We start from the raw sequence: 16,829 nt of genomic DNA, 5'->3' as shown, positions 1-16,829 counted from the left end.
AAACATCGGAAGTACACGAGCCGGAAAATAGGTGCTCGTCGCCCGCCGGTACGCCTCGTGTTCCAAAGCGGAGCCAACCGGCACATAGCAACTCACATCCGCAATCGAGACCTTCAGGAGCTTGTGTCGATCGGGCTTCTCCGCGATAGAAACAGCGTCGTCGAAGTCTCGCGCTCCTTCGCCATCGATCGTCACCACCTTTTCTTTCCTTAAATCAACTCGATGTTCGATTCCCTCCTGAATCGTCTTTTCCGACAGATCCTCCGCCTCAGCTAAAGGCCTGGGGGGGTAACGGCTCGACAATTCGAATTCCTGAATGATTTGATCGATCCCTTCTTTGAAAGATATTGATTTCATCCGCCAGGTCATGGCATACCTTCCCCGGCGACTCAATGTTTAATCGGTCCGTCGAAAGGGGGTCCTATGAAGCTCAAGCGTGATGATGACATGATGGATGATTACTGTCCCCATTGCGGCGCCTTCGTCGGCGGCGACTCGATCTGTCCTAATTGCGGCAAGGATATTTTTGATGATTCGGGTCTCGAAGAGGTTGATGAGGATGAGGCCGACGGGCCGACGGATGTTGACGAAGAGGATGAACCCGGCGGCTTCAAACACTGAACTGTGCCCCCAACTGGACGCTTTTAGAACCGCGTGTGCCGAAATGACGCTTCTGGTGGCCTAAATTTTATTTCCCCTTCAAAGCTTCTTGAGTTTTCTTGTTCGGTAAAAAATTTGATTTGGACACAACTGATCGCCCAAGTCGCTTTTCTAATTCTCGGCGAGCGCCACCCGCAATCTCACCACCTGCTTTAGCATCGTTTTTGAGCTTGGGCATTCCTTTTGAGTCTTCATTTTTGTGAATTTCCGTCGTAGAACGTTCGCCCAACATTGTAAAAATGAGTTCAAAATCGTCCATGTGGTCACGCAGGTTCTCTCGTTTAAGGCCTTTGAGGTTTTTATACTCAGAGGGAGTGACACCAAAGGTGGCCTTTGAAACTTCTGCTGTCAGAATTTCGTAGTCTTTTTGTTCCTGCGCCCCGCGTTTTTGCCATTCATCCGTCAGTTCTTCACGAATGGCGATTCCGCGCATCCGTTTTTCAATCCAGTCATCGGGATAACCCTTGAGTTTGTAGAGCATTCGGGTGCGCTTCGTGGCGAGTTCAGGATTCTCAATTTCTTGCACGCGTTCGTAACCAACCTTGGCGAGCCAGCGTTTGAAGGGTTCGGCCTTGGGTGAGGGGATGGATTGGATGATGCGAAAGAGGGTTTCAGCGCTTGCCGCGTCTGTTTCCCGCATCTTGCCGTCCGGTGCTTCCATCTTCAACTGTACGATTTTCTCGTACAGTTCAGAAAAACCTTCTTCTTCCAATAGCTTACGCTTAAGATCGGACCAATAGCGGCGTGGATTTTCGCTGTCGGTTAAGGCGGCCATCACATCAATGACCGAAAAGTGCCATTCGTCGTTATGGAGGTTTCGACGGATGTTCTTTCCTTTGAAGACAGCCAGTTTGTTTTCGTGTACGGGCATTTGATCATCCTTAATCATATTTCTCTTGCACCTTCAAGCGTGTATCATGGTTTACCTTGGCGGTATTCAGGTTGGTTGCAATCATGGATTCCAAAAACCGGTTAATGAACGGGTATTTTCTCTGGAATTTATTCTGATCCCCAACTTCATCATAAAGGCACTGCAGTTCTTCCACCAATTCACCTATTTCCTTAAGAGAGAAGACTAGTTGGAAAAACATGCCTTTTTGCTATCTTTGGGACAACAGAAAGTCAATCAAATTTACGAACTATAATTCGTTATATTTCATCATCAAATGGTTCACCATCGTTCCATGCGATGGGAAACATTGGCAAAAAGAATCGGCAGAAATATCCAAAAAATAAGAACCGAAAAAGGATTTACCCAAGAACAGGCGGCGGAACGATCCCACGACTTATCGCTCCGTCATTGGCAATACCTTGAGGCTGGAAAAAAGAACCTGACCGTTAATACCCTTATTGCCCTGTCCAAAGCTCTCGATGTGGATATTAAAGCTCTCCTGTCTTGAGACAAAGAATCGTAAAAAATTAAATAGACGGATTGAACTGGAAAAAATGCGGGCCCGGCGCGAATTTGAGCGCCGGTTACTTTCAGGTTTCGATTGGATGATACAAAAGATACCTTCAGTATTGGCGCAATCTGTTTCTCGCATCTTGCCGTCCGGTGCTTCCATTTTCAACTGTACGATTTTCTCGTACAGATCAGCTATTTTTGTTTCCCCATCATCATTGATCTTTCCTTAGGTCTTCCACCGATTTCACCAAATTGGTCAACATTTTGGCGATGATATCGAGTTGTTCGTAGTAACTGGCATACTGTTTTTCATCGATAAGTTTTTTCCGATGCAAAACTTGAATGATCGGCACACACTCAAATACCGAGCCACGTGCAATCCAAAAGAATTGGCGTTTTTCGCCTTTATGCCAGCGGCCATTTGATTCTGCGATATTCAGAGGAATAGAGAGGGTGGCACGTTGCAACTGATCGAGCAGAGAAAAAGAAACCTTACCTTTCAGACCAGTGCTCAGAGTTTCCACAGCCTCAGCCCAGTCAAGGGCTCTTTGATAAACATCCAAGTTTTCAAAACTAAAAGCCATTTTCCTTCACCTCTATCTACAATCGACTATCAACCAGCAACTAAATCGTCCAGCCGCAACTGAAAAACGGTTGATGGATGATCGTAGATGGTTGATTGAGGAAAAATCGTCCTTCCCTTACGGGCTGCTTAGAAGGTTCGTGCTCTAATCCAAATGAGCTACGGGCCCAATCCGCCTTCGGCGGATGTGTATCATCAATCGTATATCGGAAAAAGATGGGTGACGACAACTACTTTAACGACCCACGAACCATTCGGGCCGCTTCATTGGCGCTGGCCAGCGCCGTTTCAAAGCAGGGGTTGGCCCAGTTGTCCTGGTTGGCAAAAAAGATGCGATCTTGTAGCGGCTGTGAAGCCCGGGTGACCGTCCCGTCGGCGATCAAGCCGGTTTCGGCCACCGGCAGGGCATGACCCCACCGGGTGATCCGGATATCCAGCAGATCATCGGCATTCAGCGATAGGGCCTTCAAAATTTCCGGAATCCCTTTTTCAAATTCGGTGCGAGCATTGGAATAGGCGTCAGGGACATAAAGCTCTGTGCGGCCGCCGTCGAAGGGATAGGCCTTGTATAATGTCAACACCGAATGTTTCGGATGATCGCCAGCGGCCCAGCTTCCGAAAATCAGGTCGGTAAAGGGGCGCTTTTTGGAATCTTCCCGGTTGTCGGCTGGAACCTCTCCGGTTAAGCGGAATAATTCATAGGATGGCGAAGGAAATTTTTTTTTCAACGGAAGGTTGGCCACCAGATAGGCGCGGTAGCGCAATCGGTTCATCGCCTCTCTCTGGGAAACACCAAGGCCGGACACCAAATGCTTGGCCACGAATTTCGGGGAGGCGACAATGCATTTTTTTGCCTTGATCGATCGCATGCGGCCGGCGGTGTCCTGATAAAGAATAAAAACACCGTCCGCCTGCGCCGTAACATCAATCGCCAGCACGCCCGCAATCAAGTGATGAGACGGTAATTCTTTTTTCAATCGCTCAACCAGCGCCTCTGTAATTGCCGCATTCCCGCCGGGAAAGGCGACCGTTCCGGACAAGTCGGAGGCGACAAAACTCAAACCCTGTCCTGCGGAGATTTCATCGGCGCCGGCGCCGAACGAGGACCAGCAGTACTCCGCCAAAAACTCCTCCACATGCGGATGAAGCGGTTTCAGGTTATCCTTAATCCACTGTTTAAAAGGGATGCCGTCCATCCGGTTGAACTCTTCGGGACTCAACGGGCCGTCTATGGATGGCGGAATTTCGGGATATCGGTTGTCATAGATATCGCGAAAAAATCGCCAAGCCCCCTTGAACTCATCGGCGCGGGCGGGATCGGTGACCCCCTTCCAAAATCCATGACGGATTGTTCGATCTTTTAAGACGGTTGCCCCCTCTTCAGCCTGTTCCATCCGGCCCTTTTCCATCAAGCCGAGTTCCGTCAACAGGGTGAACTCGTCAGAGCCTTTCTCCGGCGTGGTGATGTAGGCGGCGCCGATGGACCAGGCGAGGTCGTCCCATCTTTCCCCCTTGGAATTTCCCCCGAAACGGTCAGACTGCTCCAAAATCACCGGTTTCAAATCCTTGAGCGCATAGGCGGCAGAGAGTCCGCTCATGCCGCCGCCGACGATAGCCACGTCCACGGTTCGTTCGGGTTTTTCGGGAGGGGGATTCGCCTGAAGGAATTTCTGTTTGTCCCAAAGGATGCTATGAGGACGCGACGGGTCGTCGCCGGTGAAAGAGGTTTGTTTTTTAAATGGATCAACGGGGATAATCGGCGAAAAATCGGTCACGAGCGATGGCCGGCCGGCGCAGTTGAGCCATCCGCCGGCCTGGCTTAAGCGGATCGCGGCTCCTGCGGCGCCCACAAGCCCCAAATGTAAAAATGATCGTCGGGAGATCCATTTCATTGAAATGACCCGCGTCAAACCACAGTCGTTTTGGTTTGTCCACGAATCTCTTTTATTACTCTCTTCTTTCCATTTCACCGTTCTTCTGATAATTTTCGTGCATGCTTGAAAAGGAATACGCCGTCGCCATCGAGGCCGCGAAAAAGGCGGGTCAGGTTATTGCCGGTTATTTTGGACGGCAATATACGGTGACCCAAAAGGGGCAGGATCAGCCGGTCACCGACGCCGACCGAGAGGCCAACCGCGTGATCCACGAGACCATTCTCTCCGAATTTCCCGACGACGGCTGGCTTTCGGAGGAAACAAAAGATGATGCGATTCGGCTGAAGAAGAAAAGGGTCTGGATTGTCGATCCGCTGGACGGCACCAAAGAGTTCATCGCGAAAATTCAGGAATTTGCCGTCTCCATTGCGCTGGTTATTGAAGGAGCGCCGGTCGTGGGGGTTCTCAACAACCCGATGACCGGCGAACTTTATACGGGGCGAAGGGGAGAGGGGGCCTACCTGAACCGCCGCAGGTTAAGGGTCAGCTCCACAAAAGAGCTGGCCGGCGCGGTCCTTCTTGCAAGCAGGTCGGAAATCGGCCGGGGGGAGTGGCACAAATATACCGGGAAATTCATGATCCGCGTGTCCGGCGGGATGGCCTGCAAGATGGCTCTGGTGGCGGGCGGGGAGGCCGACGGGAGTTTCAGCCTTCAGCCGAAAAACGAGTGGGACTTTGCGGCGGGGGTTTTGCTTATCGAAGAAGCAGGAGGAATTGTTACCGATGTGGCCGGTCAGCCGTTTGCGTTCAACAAACAAAATCCCCGTTCGCCGAATATCGTCCACGGAAATCCGTTCATTCACAAGAAACTGATTGAGTTGTTAAGGAAGTAGAAAGGCGCGGAATCAAATTTTTTCTTCCGTCTTCATAAACCTGTTGCAATTTTAAGAAGGTGCGGCGAAAATTTTTTCGCCGTTTTCGTTTCCCTGCCCGCGGGCAACAGGTCATGTGCTCCATAATCGTTTGATTCGAGGCCCGCACAGGGCCGATTCTGCATTGCAACAAGGAATGTGGCGGGCTTACGAAAACAAGAAAAAATTTATGACGCACCTTCTTTTTTTCTCTCTTTATTCCAGCAGGCCCAACGGATCGATATCGAACGTCCCGGTGAGCGAGGAGATGTAGTGAACGCCGCCGATGGTTGGCATACTGTCGGGGATCAGGCCGGCGGCCACCAGTTTAATCGCGCCGTCGTTGATGGAAGAACCGGTTTCGGCCAGGTCGCCGGTGGCGACAGAGCCGGTGGTGACGCGCACAACGAGACGCTCCAGATCAGGCAAGAGCCCCGTGTCGCCGGGATCGGCCGTGAATCCGTCGGAGGCGCCGCTGACGGCGAAGATCCGCGCCCGGATATAAATGCCGCCGATTGTCAGCGAGCCGTCGGCGGAGAGCGTGCCGGTAAACGCCGAGTCATCGACTTCGCCGCATTCGTCATCCTCCAAATCCCGCCCGCACGAATCGAGCACCAAATCGACCTCGCCGATTCCCAGACCCTCATAGGTGACATCGCAATCGTCATCGTCCGTTTCGCAGATTCTTAAAATCATGGCGGGGAAATCGCGGGCAAACAGCGTCACCGTCCCGTCTCCCTGCACATAGAGGGGGACGGAATAGCTGTCGGGATAAGGGAAGGCAAAATCGAAAAGGTCGTCGTCCGAATCGAGCTGGGTCTCGAAAAAATAGATCAGAATCGCCGGGGTTCCCGCTTCGGAGGGGGTTATTTCATCGCTTTCGGCATTGTTCGTATTGTCGCTTGATTCGATACCGCCGCAGGAGACGATGGCCAAAAACCAAAAAGAGAGGGATAGACGTTGGAGAGATATCTTCATACTGTAGTTATAGGTCATTCTTAAAATTTGTTGCGTCTTATTTGTTTTAACGTTCCTTGACAAGCATTGTTCACGGACCTAACTTTAGGCAACAACTGCGAAAATTAGGGTTCCCGCCGAGCGCCGACCGAAGAGGGAGGATAAAGCGAGGTGGGAGCGGAGCCGATTAGGACAATGAAGTAACTTAAAGTAAGGACAGGAGAAAATCATGGACACAGAAGAAAAAAAGGAGTCCTTTGAAGTGAAGGATAAGAGGTTGTTCAATCCCGATGGCACGGTGCGTCAGGAGGGGGATCAAAGCGGCGCCTCGTCGGAAAAAGAGCCGCCCAAAAAAGAAGAGAAAAAAAAGCCTCTCCCCCCGCCTCCCAATTTTGAAATCAATTTTTCCACCTTTGTCCTTTCGCTCGCCTCGTCGATCCAGATTAATCTGGGTTTGATTCCCCATCCCGCCACGAACAAGCCGGAGATTGATCTTGTCTCGGCCAAGCAGACCATCGACATCCTGGGAATGATGGAGGAAAAGACAAAAGGAAATTTGTCGAAGGAGGAAGAGGCGATCTTGAAGCAGGTTCTTTTTGAATTGCGCATGCTGTATCTGGAGGTTTCAAAGAAATGAATTTCCAAAACAAAAAAGTCCTTGTGCTCCTCTTTTTGGGGGTCATCGCAGGCAGTTATCTTTTGGGCGATTATTTTCTTTCGGGGACGCAGGCGCCGCCATCGGAGGCGCCTTCGACGAGCGAGACCTATTTTCACTCCATGGCCGATTCGCTGAAAATTCCAAAGGCGGTCAGCATCGCCCCGCCAACCAGTTTTTCCGATCTGGCCGAAAAAGTCGGGCCATCGGTTGTGAATATCGCGACCACCAAGGAAATCGCGACGCGCCGCCTCACCCCATGGGGCTCCGATCCCTTCTTCCGCGATTTTTTCGGGCAAGCTCCGCCGGCGACATCGAAAAAGCGGACCCTAAACAGCCTCGGCACCGGTTTTATCATCAACGAGAAGGGGGACATTCTCACCAACAATCATGTCATCGAGGGGGCCGATGAAATTGTCGTCACTCTGGCCGACGGGCGCGAGATCGAGGCGACAGTCGTGGGACGCGACAAACGTCTGGATATCGCCGTGATCCGTCCGAAGGAGGAGGGGAGTTATCCCTATTCGCCGCTGGGCGATTCCGATGCGCTCAAGGTAGGGGACTGGGTGGTGGCTATCGGGAACCCCTTCGGCCTCGGCCACACCGTGACCGCCGGCATCGTGTCTGCAAAAGCGCGCGTGCTCGGCGCGGGGCCGTACGACGATTTCATCCAGACCGACGCCTCCATCAATCCGGGCAACAGCGGGGGCCCGCTGTTCAACACGCAGGGGGAGGTGGTCGGCATCAACACGGCCATCATTCAGGCGGGGCAGGGGCTTGGCTTTGCCATTCCCGTCAACATGGCCAAGGAGGTGATTCCGCAGTTGATCTCCAAGGGGGCGGTTTCGCGGGGCTGGATGGGGGTGGCCATCGGCGACCTCGATTCCGACGAGGCAAAACGGATGGGGATCGACGCCTCGGAGGGGGCCTATGTGGCCGAGGCCGTTGCCGGCGGGCCGGCCGAAAAGGCGGGCATCCGGGCGGGAGATGTGATTGTGGAGTTCAACGGCCAGGCGGTGAAGAGTTCGCATTCGCTTCCGACAATGGTTGCGAAGCTTCAGCCGGGTGCGGAGGCAAACGTCGTTTTTCTTCATGAAGGGAAAAAATACGAGCGTTCCGTAACTCTTGGTTCCCTCGACCAGCCGCAGACGACGGTCGCACAGGGAAGCCAGAAAGTCGGCGAGGGGCTGGGAGTTTCGGTGCGCGACCTGACCGCGTCGGAAAAACAGAGGGTGCAGGGGGGGGTGGTTGTGGAGTCGGTGGAAGAGGGGAGTTTTGCTGAATCGATCGGCATCCGCGAGGGGGATTTGTTGTTGGAGTTGAATGGCCAGCCGATTGACGATTTGAAGGATTTTAAAAAGCGGATGGGAGAGATAACGAAGGGAGGGGTTATTCGCCTGGGCCTCGCCCGGGGGCCGAGCATCTACTATTTTGCCTTCAGAAAAGAATGAGAACCGACAAGCTTACAATCAAAGCCCAGGAGGCGCTGGCGGATGGGCAGAAGATCGCCCTCGAACACGAAAATCAGCAGATGGAGGTGGAACACCTCCTACTAGCCCTTCTGCACCAAAAAGAGGGCGTTGTCATCCCGCTGGTGCAAAAAATCGGCGCCGATCCCACGGCCATCGCCCGCGAACTGGAAACGGAGATTGAAAAATTTCCCCGCGTGGCCGGGGCGGCCGGCGAGTATGTCTCTCCCAAAATCCGATTGATCATCAACCAGGCTGAAAGGGAGGCCGAACGCCTTAAAGACGATTACGTTTCCACGGAGCATCTCCTTATCGCCATCGCCGAGTCGAAGGATTCAAAGGCGGGCGTCCTCTTAAAACAACATGGAATCACCCGCGACGCGATTTTTCGCGTTCTGGTTTCCATCCGCGGGAGCCAGCGGATTACCGACCAAAATCCGGAAGAAAAATATCAGGCCCTGGAGCGCTATGCCCGCGATCTCACCCAGCTTGCGCGGCAGGGAAAGCTTGACCCGGTCATCGGCCGGGACGAAGAGGTCCGGCGGGTGATTCAGGTCCTCTCCCGCCGGACAAAAAACAATCCCGTGCTGATCGGAGAGCCGGGCGTCGGCAAAACCGCGATTGTCGAGGGGCTGGCCGGCCGTATCGCCAACGGCGATATTCCGGAAACGTTGAAGGACAAAAAGGTGGTGGCGCTCGATCTGGGTTCGCTCATTGCCGGCACCAAGTATCGCGGCGAATTTGAGGACCGCCTGAAGGCGGTGATGAAGGAGATCATCCGGTCCGACGGGCAGATTGTTCTTTTTATCGACGAGCTTCATACTCTTGTTGGGGCGGGGGCCGCCGAAGGGGCGGTGGATGCATCAAATCTATTGAAACCAGCGCTGGCGCGTGGGGAGCTTCGCTGTGTCGGCGCCACGACGCTGGACGAATACCGGAAGCATGTGGAAAAAGATGCCGCGCTCGAGCGCCGTTTCCAGCCGGTCTTTGTCGGCGAACCGACGGTTGAGGACACCATCGCCATTCTCCGCGGCTTGAAGGAGCGCTACGAAATTCATCATGGCGTCCGAATCCAGGATTCTGCGTTGGTGGCGGCGGCGACTCTTTCTCATCGTTACATTGCCGACCGGTTCCTGCCGGACAAGGCGATCGACCTGGTGGACGAAGCGGCATCGAAACTGCGCATCGAAATCGCCTCGATGCCCTCCGAAATCGACGAAATCGAGCGGAAGATCACCCAACTGCAGATCGAAAAAAAGGCGCTCGGCAAGGAAAAGGATTCCCCATCGGCCGAGCGTCTTGAAAAAGTTGACAAGGAGTTGAGCGCCCTTCAGGACAAATCGAAAGGGATGAAGGGACACTGGCAGAACGAAAGAGAGGCGATCGGCCGGATTCGAAAAATCAAGGAGGAGATCGAACAGACAAAGATCGCTTCTTCACTTGCCGAACGGCAGGGGGATTTGAACAAGGCGGCGGAACTCAAATATGGGAAGCTTCACGAACTGAATAAAAGTCTGGAGGAAGAAAACAAAAAACTCTCCACACTTCAAAAAAACCAGAAAATGCTCCGCGAAGAGGTGGGGGAGGAGGACATTGCCGAAATTGTCGCCCACTGGACCGGCATTCCGGTCTCGCGGATGCTGGAAGGGGAGGCGCAAAAACTCCTCCATATGGAAGAGCGGTTAAAGGCGCGTGTGGTCGGGCAGGATCATGCGATCAACAAAGTTTCAAACGCCGTCCGTCGCGCCCGCGCCGGCCTGCAGGATGTCAACCGGCCCATCGGTTCCTTTATTTTTCTCGGTCCGACCGGCGTCGGCAAGACCGAGACGGCCAAAGCCCTCGCTGAATTTCTGTTCGACAACGACTCTGCGATGGTCCGGATCGACATGTCGGAGTTCATGGAAAAGCATTCGGTGGCCCGGCTGATCGGAGCCCCTCCCGGTTATGTCGGTTACGAAGAAGGGGGGCATTTGACCGAGGCCGTCCGCAGACGTCCCTATGCCGTTATTCTTTTGGACGAAATTGAAAAGGCGCATCCGGATGTTTTCAACATTCTCCTCCAGATATTGGACGATGGGCGCTTGACCGACGGCCATGGGCGAACCGTCGATTTCAAAAATACCGTTGTCATCATGACAAGCAATGTCGGCTCGCAGGTCATTCTGGAAGCGGGAGAAAACCGCAAAAAGGCCGAAAAAGAGATTGCGGCCATCCTGAAGGCCACTTTCAAACCGGAGTTTTTAAACCGGATTGACGATATTATTTATTTCAATTCGCTGGACGAGGGGGCCATCCGCAAAATTGTCGATATCCAGGTAAAACATCTGGCGGGTTTGCTGGAAAAACGAAAAATGACGATTGAATTTTCTCCCGCCGTCCTCGATCTTTTGGCCAAAACCGGCTACGACCCGGTCTTTGGCGCCCGGCCGCTGAAGCGGACGATTCAAAAACTGATCCAGGATCCTCTCTCCCTCGAAATCCTCTCCGGAAATTTCAAGGAAGAGGATTCCATCCGCGCCGATTGCTCGTCCAGAGGGGAGATACAATTTAGGAAGACCTGAATTTTTTCTTTATCCATTCCCGCATCACCGTGACCTCATTCACCCCCAACCGACTGCAGAAGAAATAATAAAAGAGCACTGTAACCCCAATTGGCGGGAAAACAAGAAGGAGTTGGAGGAAAACGCCTTCGTTTCCAAATCGAGCGGAAAGTTGATGACAAGTCAGCCACCCGGCAAGGCACGAAAGAAGGGCCGCAGAGAGGATTTTCAACCCCTGCTTTAAGAGGGTTTTAGTCCAGATTTGAGGGAGTTTCTTGCGGAAGAGGATTGAGAGGAGCAGAATGTCCCAGATCGCAACGCAGGAGGTCCCGAGCGCCAGCCCCCAGTGGGCAAAGTGGAGGACAAACACAAAAAGCCAGTTCATCCCGAAGTTGATGCCGATTGAGAGGAGCGAAACAAGCATCGGCGTTTTTGCGTCGTGGTGGGCCAGATAAGCGGGCTGGTAGACCTTGATCAGCGCATAGCCGGTCAGGCCCACCGAGTAGGCCATCAGCGCCAGCGCCGCCTGATGCGTGTCGGAGGCGGTGAACTGGCCGTGCTGATAGATGAGCGCCATGATCGGTTGCGCCAGAAGGACGAGCCCCAAAGCAGACGGGATGCAGAGAAAAAGGGTGAGTTGGATCGATTCACGAAGCGTCTTTTTGAAATTCTCCGGGTCATTTTGTGCGGCCAGTCGCGCCACCGCCGGCGCCGTGGCGAGGGCAATGGCCACGCCAAAGACGCCGATGGGGAACTGCATCAGCCGGAAGGCGAAGTTAAGCCAGGCGATGCTTCCGTCCGCCAAGTAGCTCGCAAAGTTGGTGTTGACCAGCACGTTCACCTGCACCGCCGCGCCGCCGATGATGGCGGGGCCGGTGAGTTTAAGCACCTGCCTTAGTCCTTCATCCTTGAAATCGACCGTGGGACGAAAGCGGAATCCCAGTTTATGCGCGGCCGGCATTTGAACCACCCATTGCACCACTCCCCCCAAAAGCGTGCCGATGGCCATACCGGTCAAGGCCCGGCTGGCGGCCTCCCACGAAACCATCTTTTCGCCGCTTTGATTCATCAAGAGGGCAAAACTGTGTCTCATTCCTTCCGGTTCCAGCAGATAGGCAAAGAGCAATCCGGTGACGATGGAGGTAACGTTAAAAAAAGTGGAAGCCGACTGGGGGAGGGCGAATTTCCCCCTGGTGTTCAACATCCCCATGGCGATGGCGGCAAACGAGACGAACAAAATGAACGGGAACAGAACGCGGTTGAGCCATACGGTGTATTGAAATTTTTCGCCGGTAAATCCGGAGGCGACGGCATGGACAATCCAGGGGGAAAAGTAAATCCCAAGAAGGGTGACGAGCCCCAGCACAACCGCAACAAAGCCGAACACCCGGTTGGCCAGATCCCAAGCGGCCCTGTCCCCCTCTTTGACCGCTTTTTTGGAAAAGACGGTGACAAAGGCGTTGGAGAGCGCCCCCTCGGAAAATAAATCGCGCAACAGATTGGGAATCCTGAACGCCGCGATAAAGGCGTCCAGCGCCGGTCCCGCGCCGAAAAAAAAGGCAAAAACCATCTCGCGGACAAGCCCCGCGACGCGCGAACCGGAGACGGCGAGTGTGGCGATGGAGGCCTGTTTGCGGACGGAAGATACGGCCATTTATTGCGCGCCCGGCAGGACTTGAACCTGCGGCCTCATGATTCGTAGTCATGCGCTCTGATCCAGCTGAGCTACGGGCGCGAGCGTGTGGACTTAACGTATGTTCCGGAGAATTTCAAGGAGATATCAAAGAAATAATAATTTTCTTGTTTAATTCCGCTGGTTTTACTAAATGCCCCGTCGGGGGAGGCAAGGGGCATGGCCGACAAAAAACATTCACCATCGCTCCTGTTGGAAGAGGGGGATTCACGCATTATCCCCGACCCCCCCCTTTTGCCCTCCGGCGACGAAGAAAGCCTCGATGTCTGGGGTTTTCGCGATACGCAGTTTAAAATCACCCCCGAAGGGAGTGTGATTCTCACCGGTTCGCGCTACTCGCTCTGCGGCGAGGAACTTCCAAACCTGCTCCCCTGGATTCGCGGAGTGATGCAAGTGCCGATCGATCCGCACGATGTCACCCTTAGCGGTTATCCTCCCGTAATTCCCGATCCGGTTGTCAACGGCGCTTACCTGTCCGAAGTCCGCCGATTTCTGGCTCCCGAACAGATCCTCAACGATCCGCTCATCCGCCTGCGCCACGGCCATGGTCACACCCAGTTTGAGATGTATTCCATCAAGTTTGGAAAGTTAAAGCGGGTGCCCGATCTTGTCGTCTACCCCACCGAAGAGGAACAGGTGGCCAAACTCGTTGAGGCGGCAATTCGGCATGATGTTTGTCTCATCCCCTTTGGCGGCGGCACCTGCGTGACCGAGGCGCTTCTCTGCCCCGAAAACGAAAACCGGATGATCGTTTCGGTGGATATGAAACTTCTTTCGCGGATTCTCTGGATCGATCCGGTCAACCGGATGGCCTGTATTCAGGCAGGCGCCGTGGGGCGGCATATCATGGAACAATTGGCGTCCCATGGTTTTACCATGGGGCACGAACCGGACAGCGTCGAATTTTCAACTCTGGGAGGCTGGATCGCCACGCACGCCAGCGGGATGAAGAAAAACCGCTACGGCAATATCGAGGATCTCGTTCTGGACCTGAATGCGGTCACGCCGGCCGGCCTCCTGCAACGCCTCGAAGTCGCGCCGCGCGAATCGGTCGGCCTCGACCCGCGGCTCTTGATGTTCGGCTCCGAGGGGAGCCTCGGAATCATCACCAGCGCCGTGGTCAAATTGTTTCCGTTCCCCGAGGTGCAGCGTTACGGGTCGATCATTTTCCCCGACTTTGAAAGGGGAATCGGTTTTCTCTATGAGTTGACTCAAAAGGGAGAGCCACCCGCGAGCGTCCGTCTGGTGGACAATCTTCAATTCCAGTTCGGCCAGGCGCTTAAAGGGAAAACCGCGGGGCTTGGGGCGCTGAAAAGCAGGATGGAGAAATTTTTTGTCGTCACGCTTAAAAAATTCGATGTTCAAAAGATGGTTGCCTGTACGTTGGTCTTCGAGGGGAGCCGGGGGGAGGTGAAGAGACAAGAGAAGGCGGTCTACCGCCTCGCCAAAAAATACGGGGGGATGAGGGCAGGGGCAGAAAACGGAAGAAAAGGATACCAGTTGACCTTCAGCATCGCCTACATCCGCGACTTCGTGATGAAGCACTATTTTCTGGCCGAATCGTTCGAGACTTCGGTGCCGTGGAGTCAGGCCCTCAACCTGTGCGAAAACGTGAAACGGCGTCTTTATGGGGAATGCCGGAAAAGAAATCTGCCGGGGCTTCCCTTTGTCACCTGCCGCGTGACGCAGGTGTACGAAACCGGTGTCTGCATCTATTTTTATTTCGGTTTTTACACCAAGGGGACGGCAAATCCGTCGGCGGTTTATGCGGAAATCGAAATGGCGGCCCGGGAGGAAATTTTGAATTCCGGGGGTTCGCTCTCGCATCACCACGGCATCGGCAAACTGCGGCAGAGTTTCCTGAAAGAGATCAAATCCGACGGGACTCTTGCCTGGACCTTTGAGGTCAAGAAGGCGGTGGATCCGAAGAATATTTTCGGGTGCGGGAATCAGTTGCTGGGGGAGGTGTCGAACAGTTTCAGTGCCGAAAGGCATTCCAGGTTTCTTGAAAACTCGCGGTCGTTCTAATCGCCACTTTAGTTGTTGATGGGGGCTTAGTTTGTTCCGGTTGGCGATGTTTTTAAGGTGCGCTCGGACAGTTCAAGAAACCTTCCATGCTTCCGGCACTGAAACTGATATCTTATGAAACATATTTTACTCACAGGTGTTACCGGTTTTGTCGGGAAGGTGGTGCTCGAGGAGCTTCTCCGCCGTCGGGAGGAGTTTGGTGTCGGCATGGTGTACGTGTTGATTCGCCCCGGAAAAAAAGGGGCCTCGCCCGAGGCGCGATTTTCAAAAGAAGTTGCGGCCTCCCCCTGTTTTTCAAAACTCCCTTCCGGATGGACCCAATCGGTTCAGGTTATTGCCGGAGAGCTCACCGAAGTCGGGTGCGGTCTGTCGGTAGCCGATCAAAAACAGATCGAAGAAACCGTAACCCACATTATCAACTGCGCCGCCTCTGTTGACTTTGACCTGCCGCTTCAAGTGGCCACAGAGGCCAATGTAACCAGTTGTCTTCATGTCCTCGATTTTGCCAAACAATGTTCAAAACTGGTTTCGATGGTGAGCATTTCTACCGCGTATGTGACGCCGCATCCGGGTAACCAGATGGAACTTACCGAACAGCCGGTCCGACTGCCAAGGCCCGCAGGCGAGATTTACGCGTCCATTGTCAATGGGACGGCGGATGAAGCGCAATTGTTGAACGAAACCGGCCATCCAAACACCTATACCTACACCAAATGCCTCGCGGAGCATCTTTTAATGGAACGGTGCGAAAAGGTGCCTCTCACTATTGTTCGTCCAAGTGTCGTTTCGGCCTGCTGGAAATACCCCTTTCCCGGATGGATTGACAGTCGTGCCGCCTTTGCCGGATTTGTGGCGTTGATCGGCTCCGGCCATTTGCGCGCCGTGGTGGCGCAGTATTCGACTTATCTCGATGTCGTGCCGTGCGACGAGGTGGCTTCGCTAATTATTCGGGCGACGTTTTCAGAGGCGAACGGGTCCTGCCGCCTTCGGGTTTCCCGCTCTCGTCCTCGTCGTGAAGGAGCACGACTGCGGCTCGAGCGTGAACCTCCCTCGGCGTCACCCGTTCGCCACGAGACTCCTTATTCTGTTCCCATCTATCACGCCGTGTGCGGTCTTGAACACAGCTCCCGCATCGACATGTGCATCAATGTCATCGAGAATTTCTTCCGTCATCATCCGGTCGACCGCACCCCCCATCTGCGCTACGTGGGGGCCGACAATCTCCGTTTCAAATTCCGCAACTGGCAGTATCACCGTTTGCCCACATTCATTTTCCGCCACTGGTTTGGGCTTCGCGGCAAGAAGCGCCAAAAGAGAATGATCGTCCGCCTGCGGGAGCAGTTGGATTATTTGAACGAGGGCTTTCCCTACTTTACACACAATACGTTCAATTTCCGATCGTCGATGCCGTTTTCTTCCCCCGGCTTCAAGGCCCGGGAGTATATCGAAACGGTTTGCCGCGGTGTTTATCGCTACCTGATGAAGCGCGATGCAACCGAAATGCTGATTGCCGGCCGGGAACACCGGTCGGCGGAGATGGATATCGGCTGGACCGTTCGTCAACCGGGGGGAAACTGGGCCGTCCGCCTGTTTGCCTACGTTGTCCGCAAGGGGTTGCGCAAATGCACCAACAAGGTCACCTTCGACCGCCCTTCTTTTGAGGCGGCCCGCAAGGCGGCATCAAAAGAGAGTCTGCTCGTCATCATCCCCACGCACCGCAGTTACCTCGATTTTGTTCTCTGCTCGTATCTGTTTTTTGCCCGGTCCGACCTCGGCATTTCCATTCCCCATATCGCCGCCGCCCGCGAATTTGCCAAAATCCCCGTTTTGGGGTGGCTGTTCCGCAAAACGCATGCCTTCTACGTCAAGCGTGGGTTGGGGCGCGAAAATGCCGATCTCACGCGCAACGTTCACGAACTGGTGGCCAAAAGGCACACACTGGAATTTTTCATCGAGGGGACCCGTAGCCGGTCGCGCCAGCTTTTAAAACCGAGGCGGGGAATGCTCAAGTCGCTCCAATCAACCGGCCAGAAATTCACCATCCTGCCGGTGGC

General features: G+C 54.0%; 15 protein-coding genes and 1 tRNA gene. 8 read left to right on the top strand and 8 right to left on the bottom strand.

The features are described from left to right. Nucleotides 1–357 (bottom strand): RNB domain-containing ribonuclease (locus tag HYU99_05500; protein MBI2339803.1); only part of this gene is annotated, 357 nt, incomplete at its 3' end. 66 nt (nt 358–423) lie between these two features. Between HYU99_05500 and HYU99_05495 the strand changes: the two genes are divergently transcribed. Continuing rightward, the gene (locus HYU99_05495; GenBank protein MBI2339802.1) at nt 424–621 is read left to right on the top strand and encodes a hypothetical protein; all 198 of its coding nucleotides are present in this window, start codon (nt 424–426) and stop codon (nt 619–621) included. Between the two features lie 67 nt (nt 622–688). Here HYU99_05495 and HYU99_05490 read toward each other — a convergent pair whose 3' ends face one another. Beyond that, a complete protein-coding gene (locus tag HYU99_05490; protein MBI2339801.1) occupies nt 689–1,549 on the bottom strand; it encodes a Bro-N domain-containing protein in 861 nt (286 codons plus the stop codon). Beyond that, nucleotides 1,542–1,751, bottom strand: a complete 210-nt coding sequence (locus tag HYU99_05485; GenBank protein MBI2339800.1) for a hypothetical protein — start codon at nt 1,749–1,751, stop codon at nt 1,542–1,544. The genes HYU99_05490 and HYU99_05485 overlap by 8 nt, the downstream gene beginning before the upstream one ends. A 75-nt stretch (nt 1,752–1,826) precedes the next feature. Here HYU99_05485 and HYU99_05480 point away from each other — a divergent pair, with 75 nt between their 5' ends. After that, entirely contained in the window at nt 1,827–2,060 is a 234-nt protein-coding gene (locus HYU99_05480) for a helix-turn-helix transcriptional regulator (GenBank protein ID MBI2339799.1), read from the top strand. Nucleotides 2,061–2,277: 217 nt separating this feature from the next. Here HYU99_05480 and HYU99_05475 read toward each other — a convergent pair whose 3' ends face one another. Beyond that, nucleotides 2,278–2,649: a four helix bundle protein gene (locus tag HYU99_05475; GenBank protein ID MBI2339798.1), complete on the bottom strand. Its 372-nt coding sequence runs from the start codon at nt 2,647–2,649 to the stop codon at nt 2,278–2,280. 229 nt (nt 2,650–2,878) lie between these two features. Beyond that, nucleotides 2,879–4,498 carry an FAD-dependent oxidoreductase gene (locus tag HYU99_05470; GenBank protein MBI2339797.1) on the bottom strand — a complete coding sequence of 540 codons (1,620 nt, stop codon included), beginning with the start codon at nt 4,496–4,498 and terminating at the stop codon, nt 2,879–2,881. A 143-nt stretch (nt 4,499–4,641) separates the two neighbouring features. Here HYU99_05470 and HYU99_05465 point away from each other — a divergent pair, with 143 nt between their 5' ends. Beyond that, nucleotides 4,642–5,415 carry a 3'(2'),5'-bisphosphate nucleotidase CysQ gene (locus HYU99_05465; protein MBI2339796.1) on the top strand — a complete coding sequence of 258 codons (774 nt, stop codon included), beginning with the start codon at nt 4,642–4,644 and terminating at the stop codon, nt 5,413–5,415. A gap of 234 nt (nt 5,416–5,649) precedes the next feature. Here the strand turns inward: HYU99_05465 and HYU99_05460 are convergent, their stop codons facing one another. Further along, the gene (locus HYU99_05460) at nt 5,650–6,411 is read right to left on the bottom strand and encodes a hypothetical protein (GenBank protein MBI2339795.1); all 762 of its coding nucleotides are present in this window, start codon (nt 6,409–6,411) and stop codon (nt 5,650–5,652) included. A gap of 208 nt (nt 6,412–6,619) precedes the next feature. Between HYU99_05460 and HYU99_05455 the strand changes: the two genes are divergently transcribed. The 3 genes from HYU99_05455 to clpB all read left to right on the top strand — a co-directional run bounded on the left by HYU99_05455 (nt 6,620) and on the right by clpB (nt 11,075). Then, nucleotides 6,620–7,027 (top strand): DUF1844 domain-containing protein, encoded by a 408-nt coding sequence (locus HYU99_05455; protein MBI2339794.1) that lies wholly within the window; start codon nt 6,620–6,622, stop codon nt 7,025–7,027. 140 nt (nt 7,028–7,167) lie between these two features. Continuing rightward, nucleotides 7,168–8,496 (top strand): Do family serine endopeptidase, encoded by a 1,329-nt coding sequence (locus tag HYU99_05450; GenBank protein ID MBI2339793.1) that lies wholly within the window; start codon nt 7,168–7,170, stop codon nt 8,494–8,496. Continuing rightward, nucleotides 8,493–11,075 carry an ATP-dependent chaperone ClpB gene (clpB, locus tag HYU99_05445; GenBank protein MBI2339792.1) on the top strand — a complete coding sequence of 861 codons (2,583 nt, stop codon included), beginning with the start codon at nt 8,493–8,495 and terminating at the stop codon, nt 11,073–11,075. Before HYU99_05450 ends, clpB begins: the two co-directional genes overlap by 4 nt. Here the strand turns inward: clpB and murJ are convergent. Both murJ and HYU99_05435 read right to left on the bottom strand, forming a co-directional pair. Next, the gene (gene murJ / locus HYU99_05440; GenBank protein MBI2339791.1) at nt 11,062–12,708 is read right to left on the bottom strand and encodes a murein biosynthesis integral membrane protein MurJ; all 1,647 of its coding nucleotides are present in this window, start codon (nt 12,706–12,708) and stop codon (nt 11,062–11,064) included. The two genes, clpB and murJ, sit on opposite strands and share 14 nt — an antisense overlap. Nucleotides 12,709–12,714: 6 nt before the next feature. Further along, a tRNA-Arg gene (locus HYU99_05435) sits at nt 12,715–12,789 on the bottom strand. A gap of 117 nt (nt 12,790–12,906) precedes the next feature. Here HYU99_05435 and HYU99_05430 point away from each other — a divergent pair. Both HYU99_05430 and HYU99_05425 read left to right on the top strand, forming a co-directional pair. Beyond that, nucleotides 12,907–14,775 (top strand): FAD-binding oxidoreductase, encoded by a 1,869-nt coding sequence (locus HYU99_05430; GenBank protein MBI2339790.1) that lies wholly within the window; start codon nt 12,907–12,909, stop codon nt 14,773–14,775. Nucleotides 14,776–14,889: 114 nt separating this feature from the next. Then, a partial coding sequence (locus tag HYU99_05425; protein MBI2339789.1) for an SDR family oxidoreductase occupies nt 14,890–16,829 on the top strand: 1,940 nt, incomplete at its 3' end.

The sequence above is a fragment of the Deltaproteobacteria bacterium genome (genome assembly GCA_016183175.1).
Lineage (GTDB): Bacteria > UBA10199 > UBA10199 > UBA10199 > SBBF01 > JACPFC01.
The sequence above is the reverse complement of the archived record's forward strand: the minus strand, read 5'-3'. Positions and strand labels throughout refer to the sequence as shown.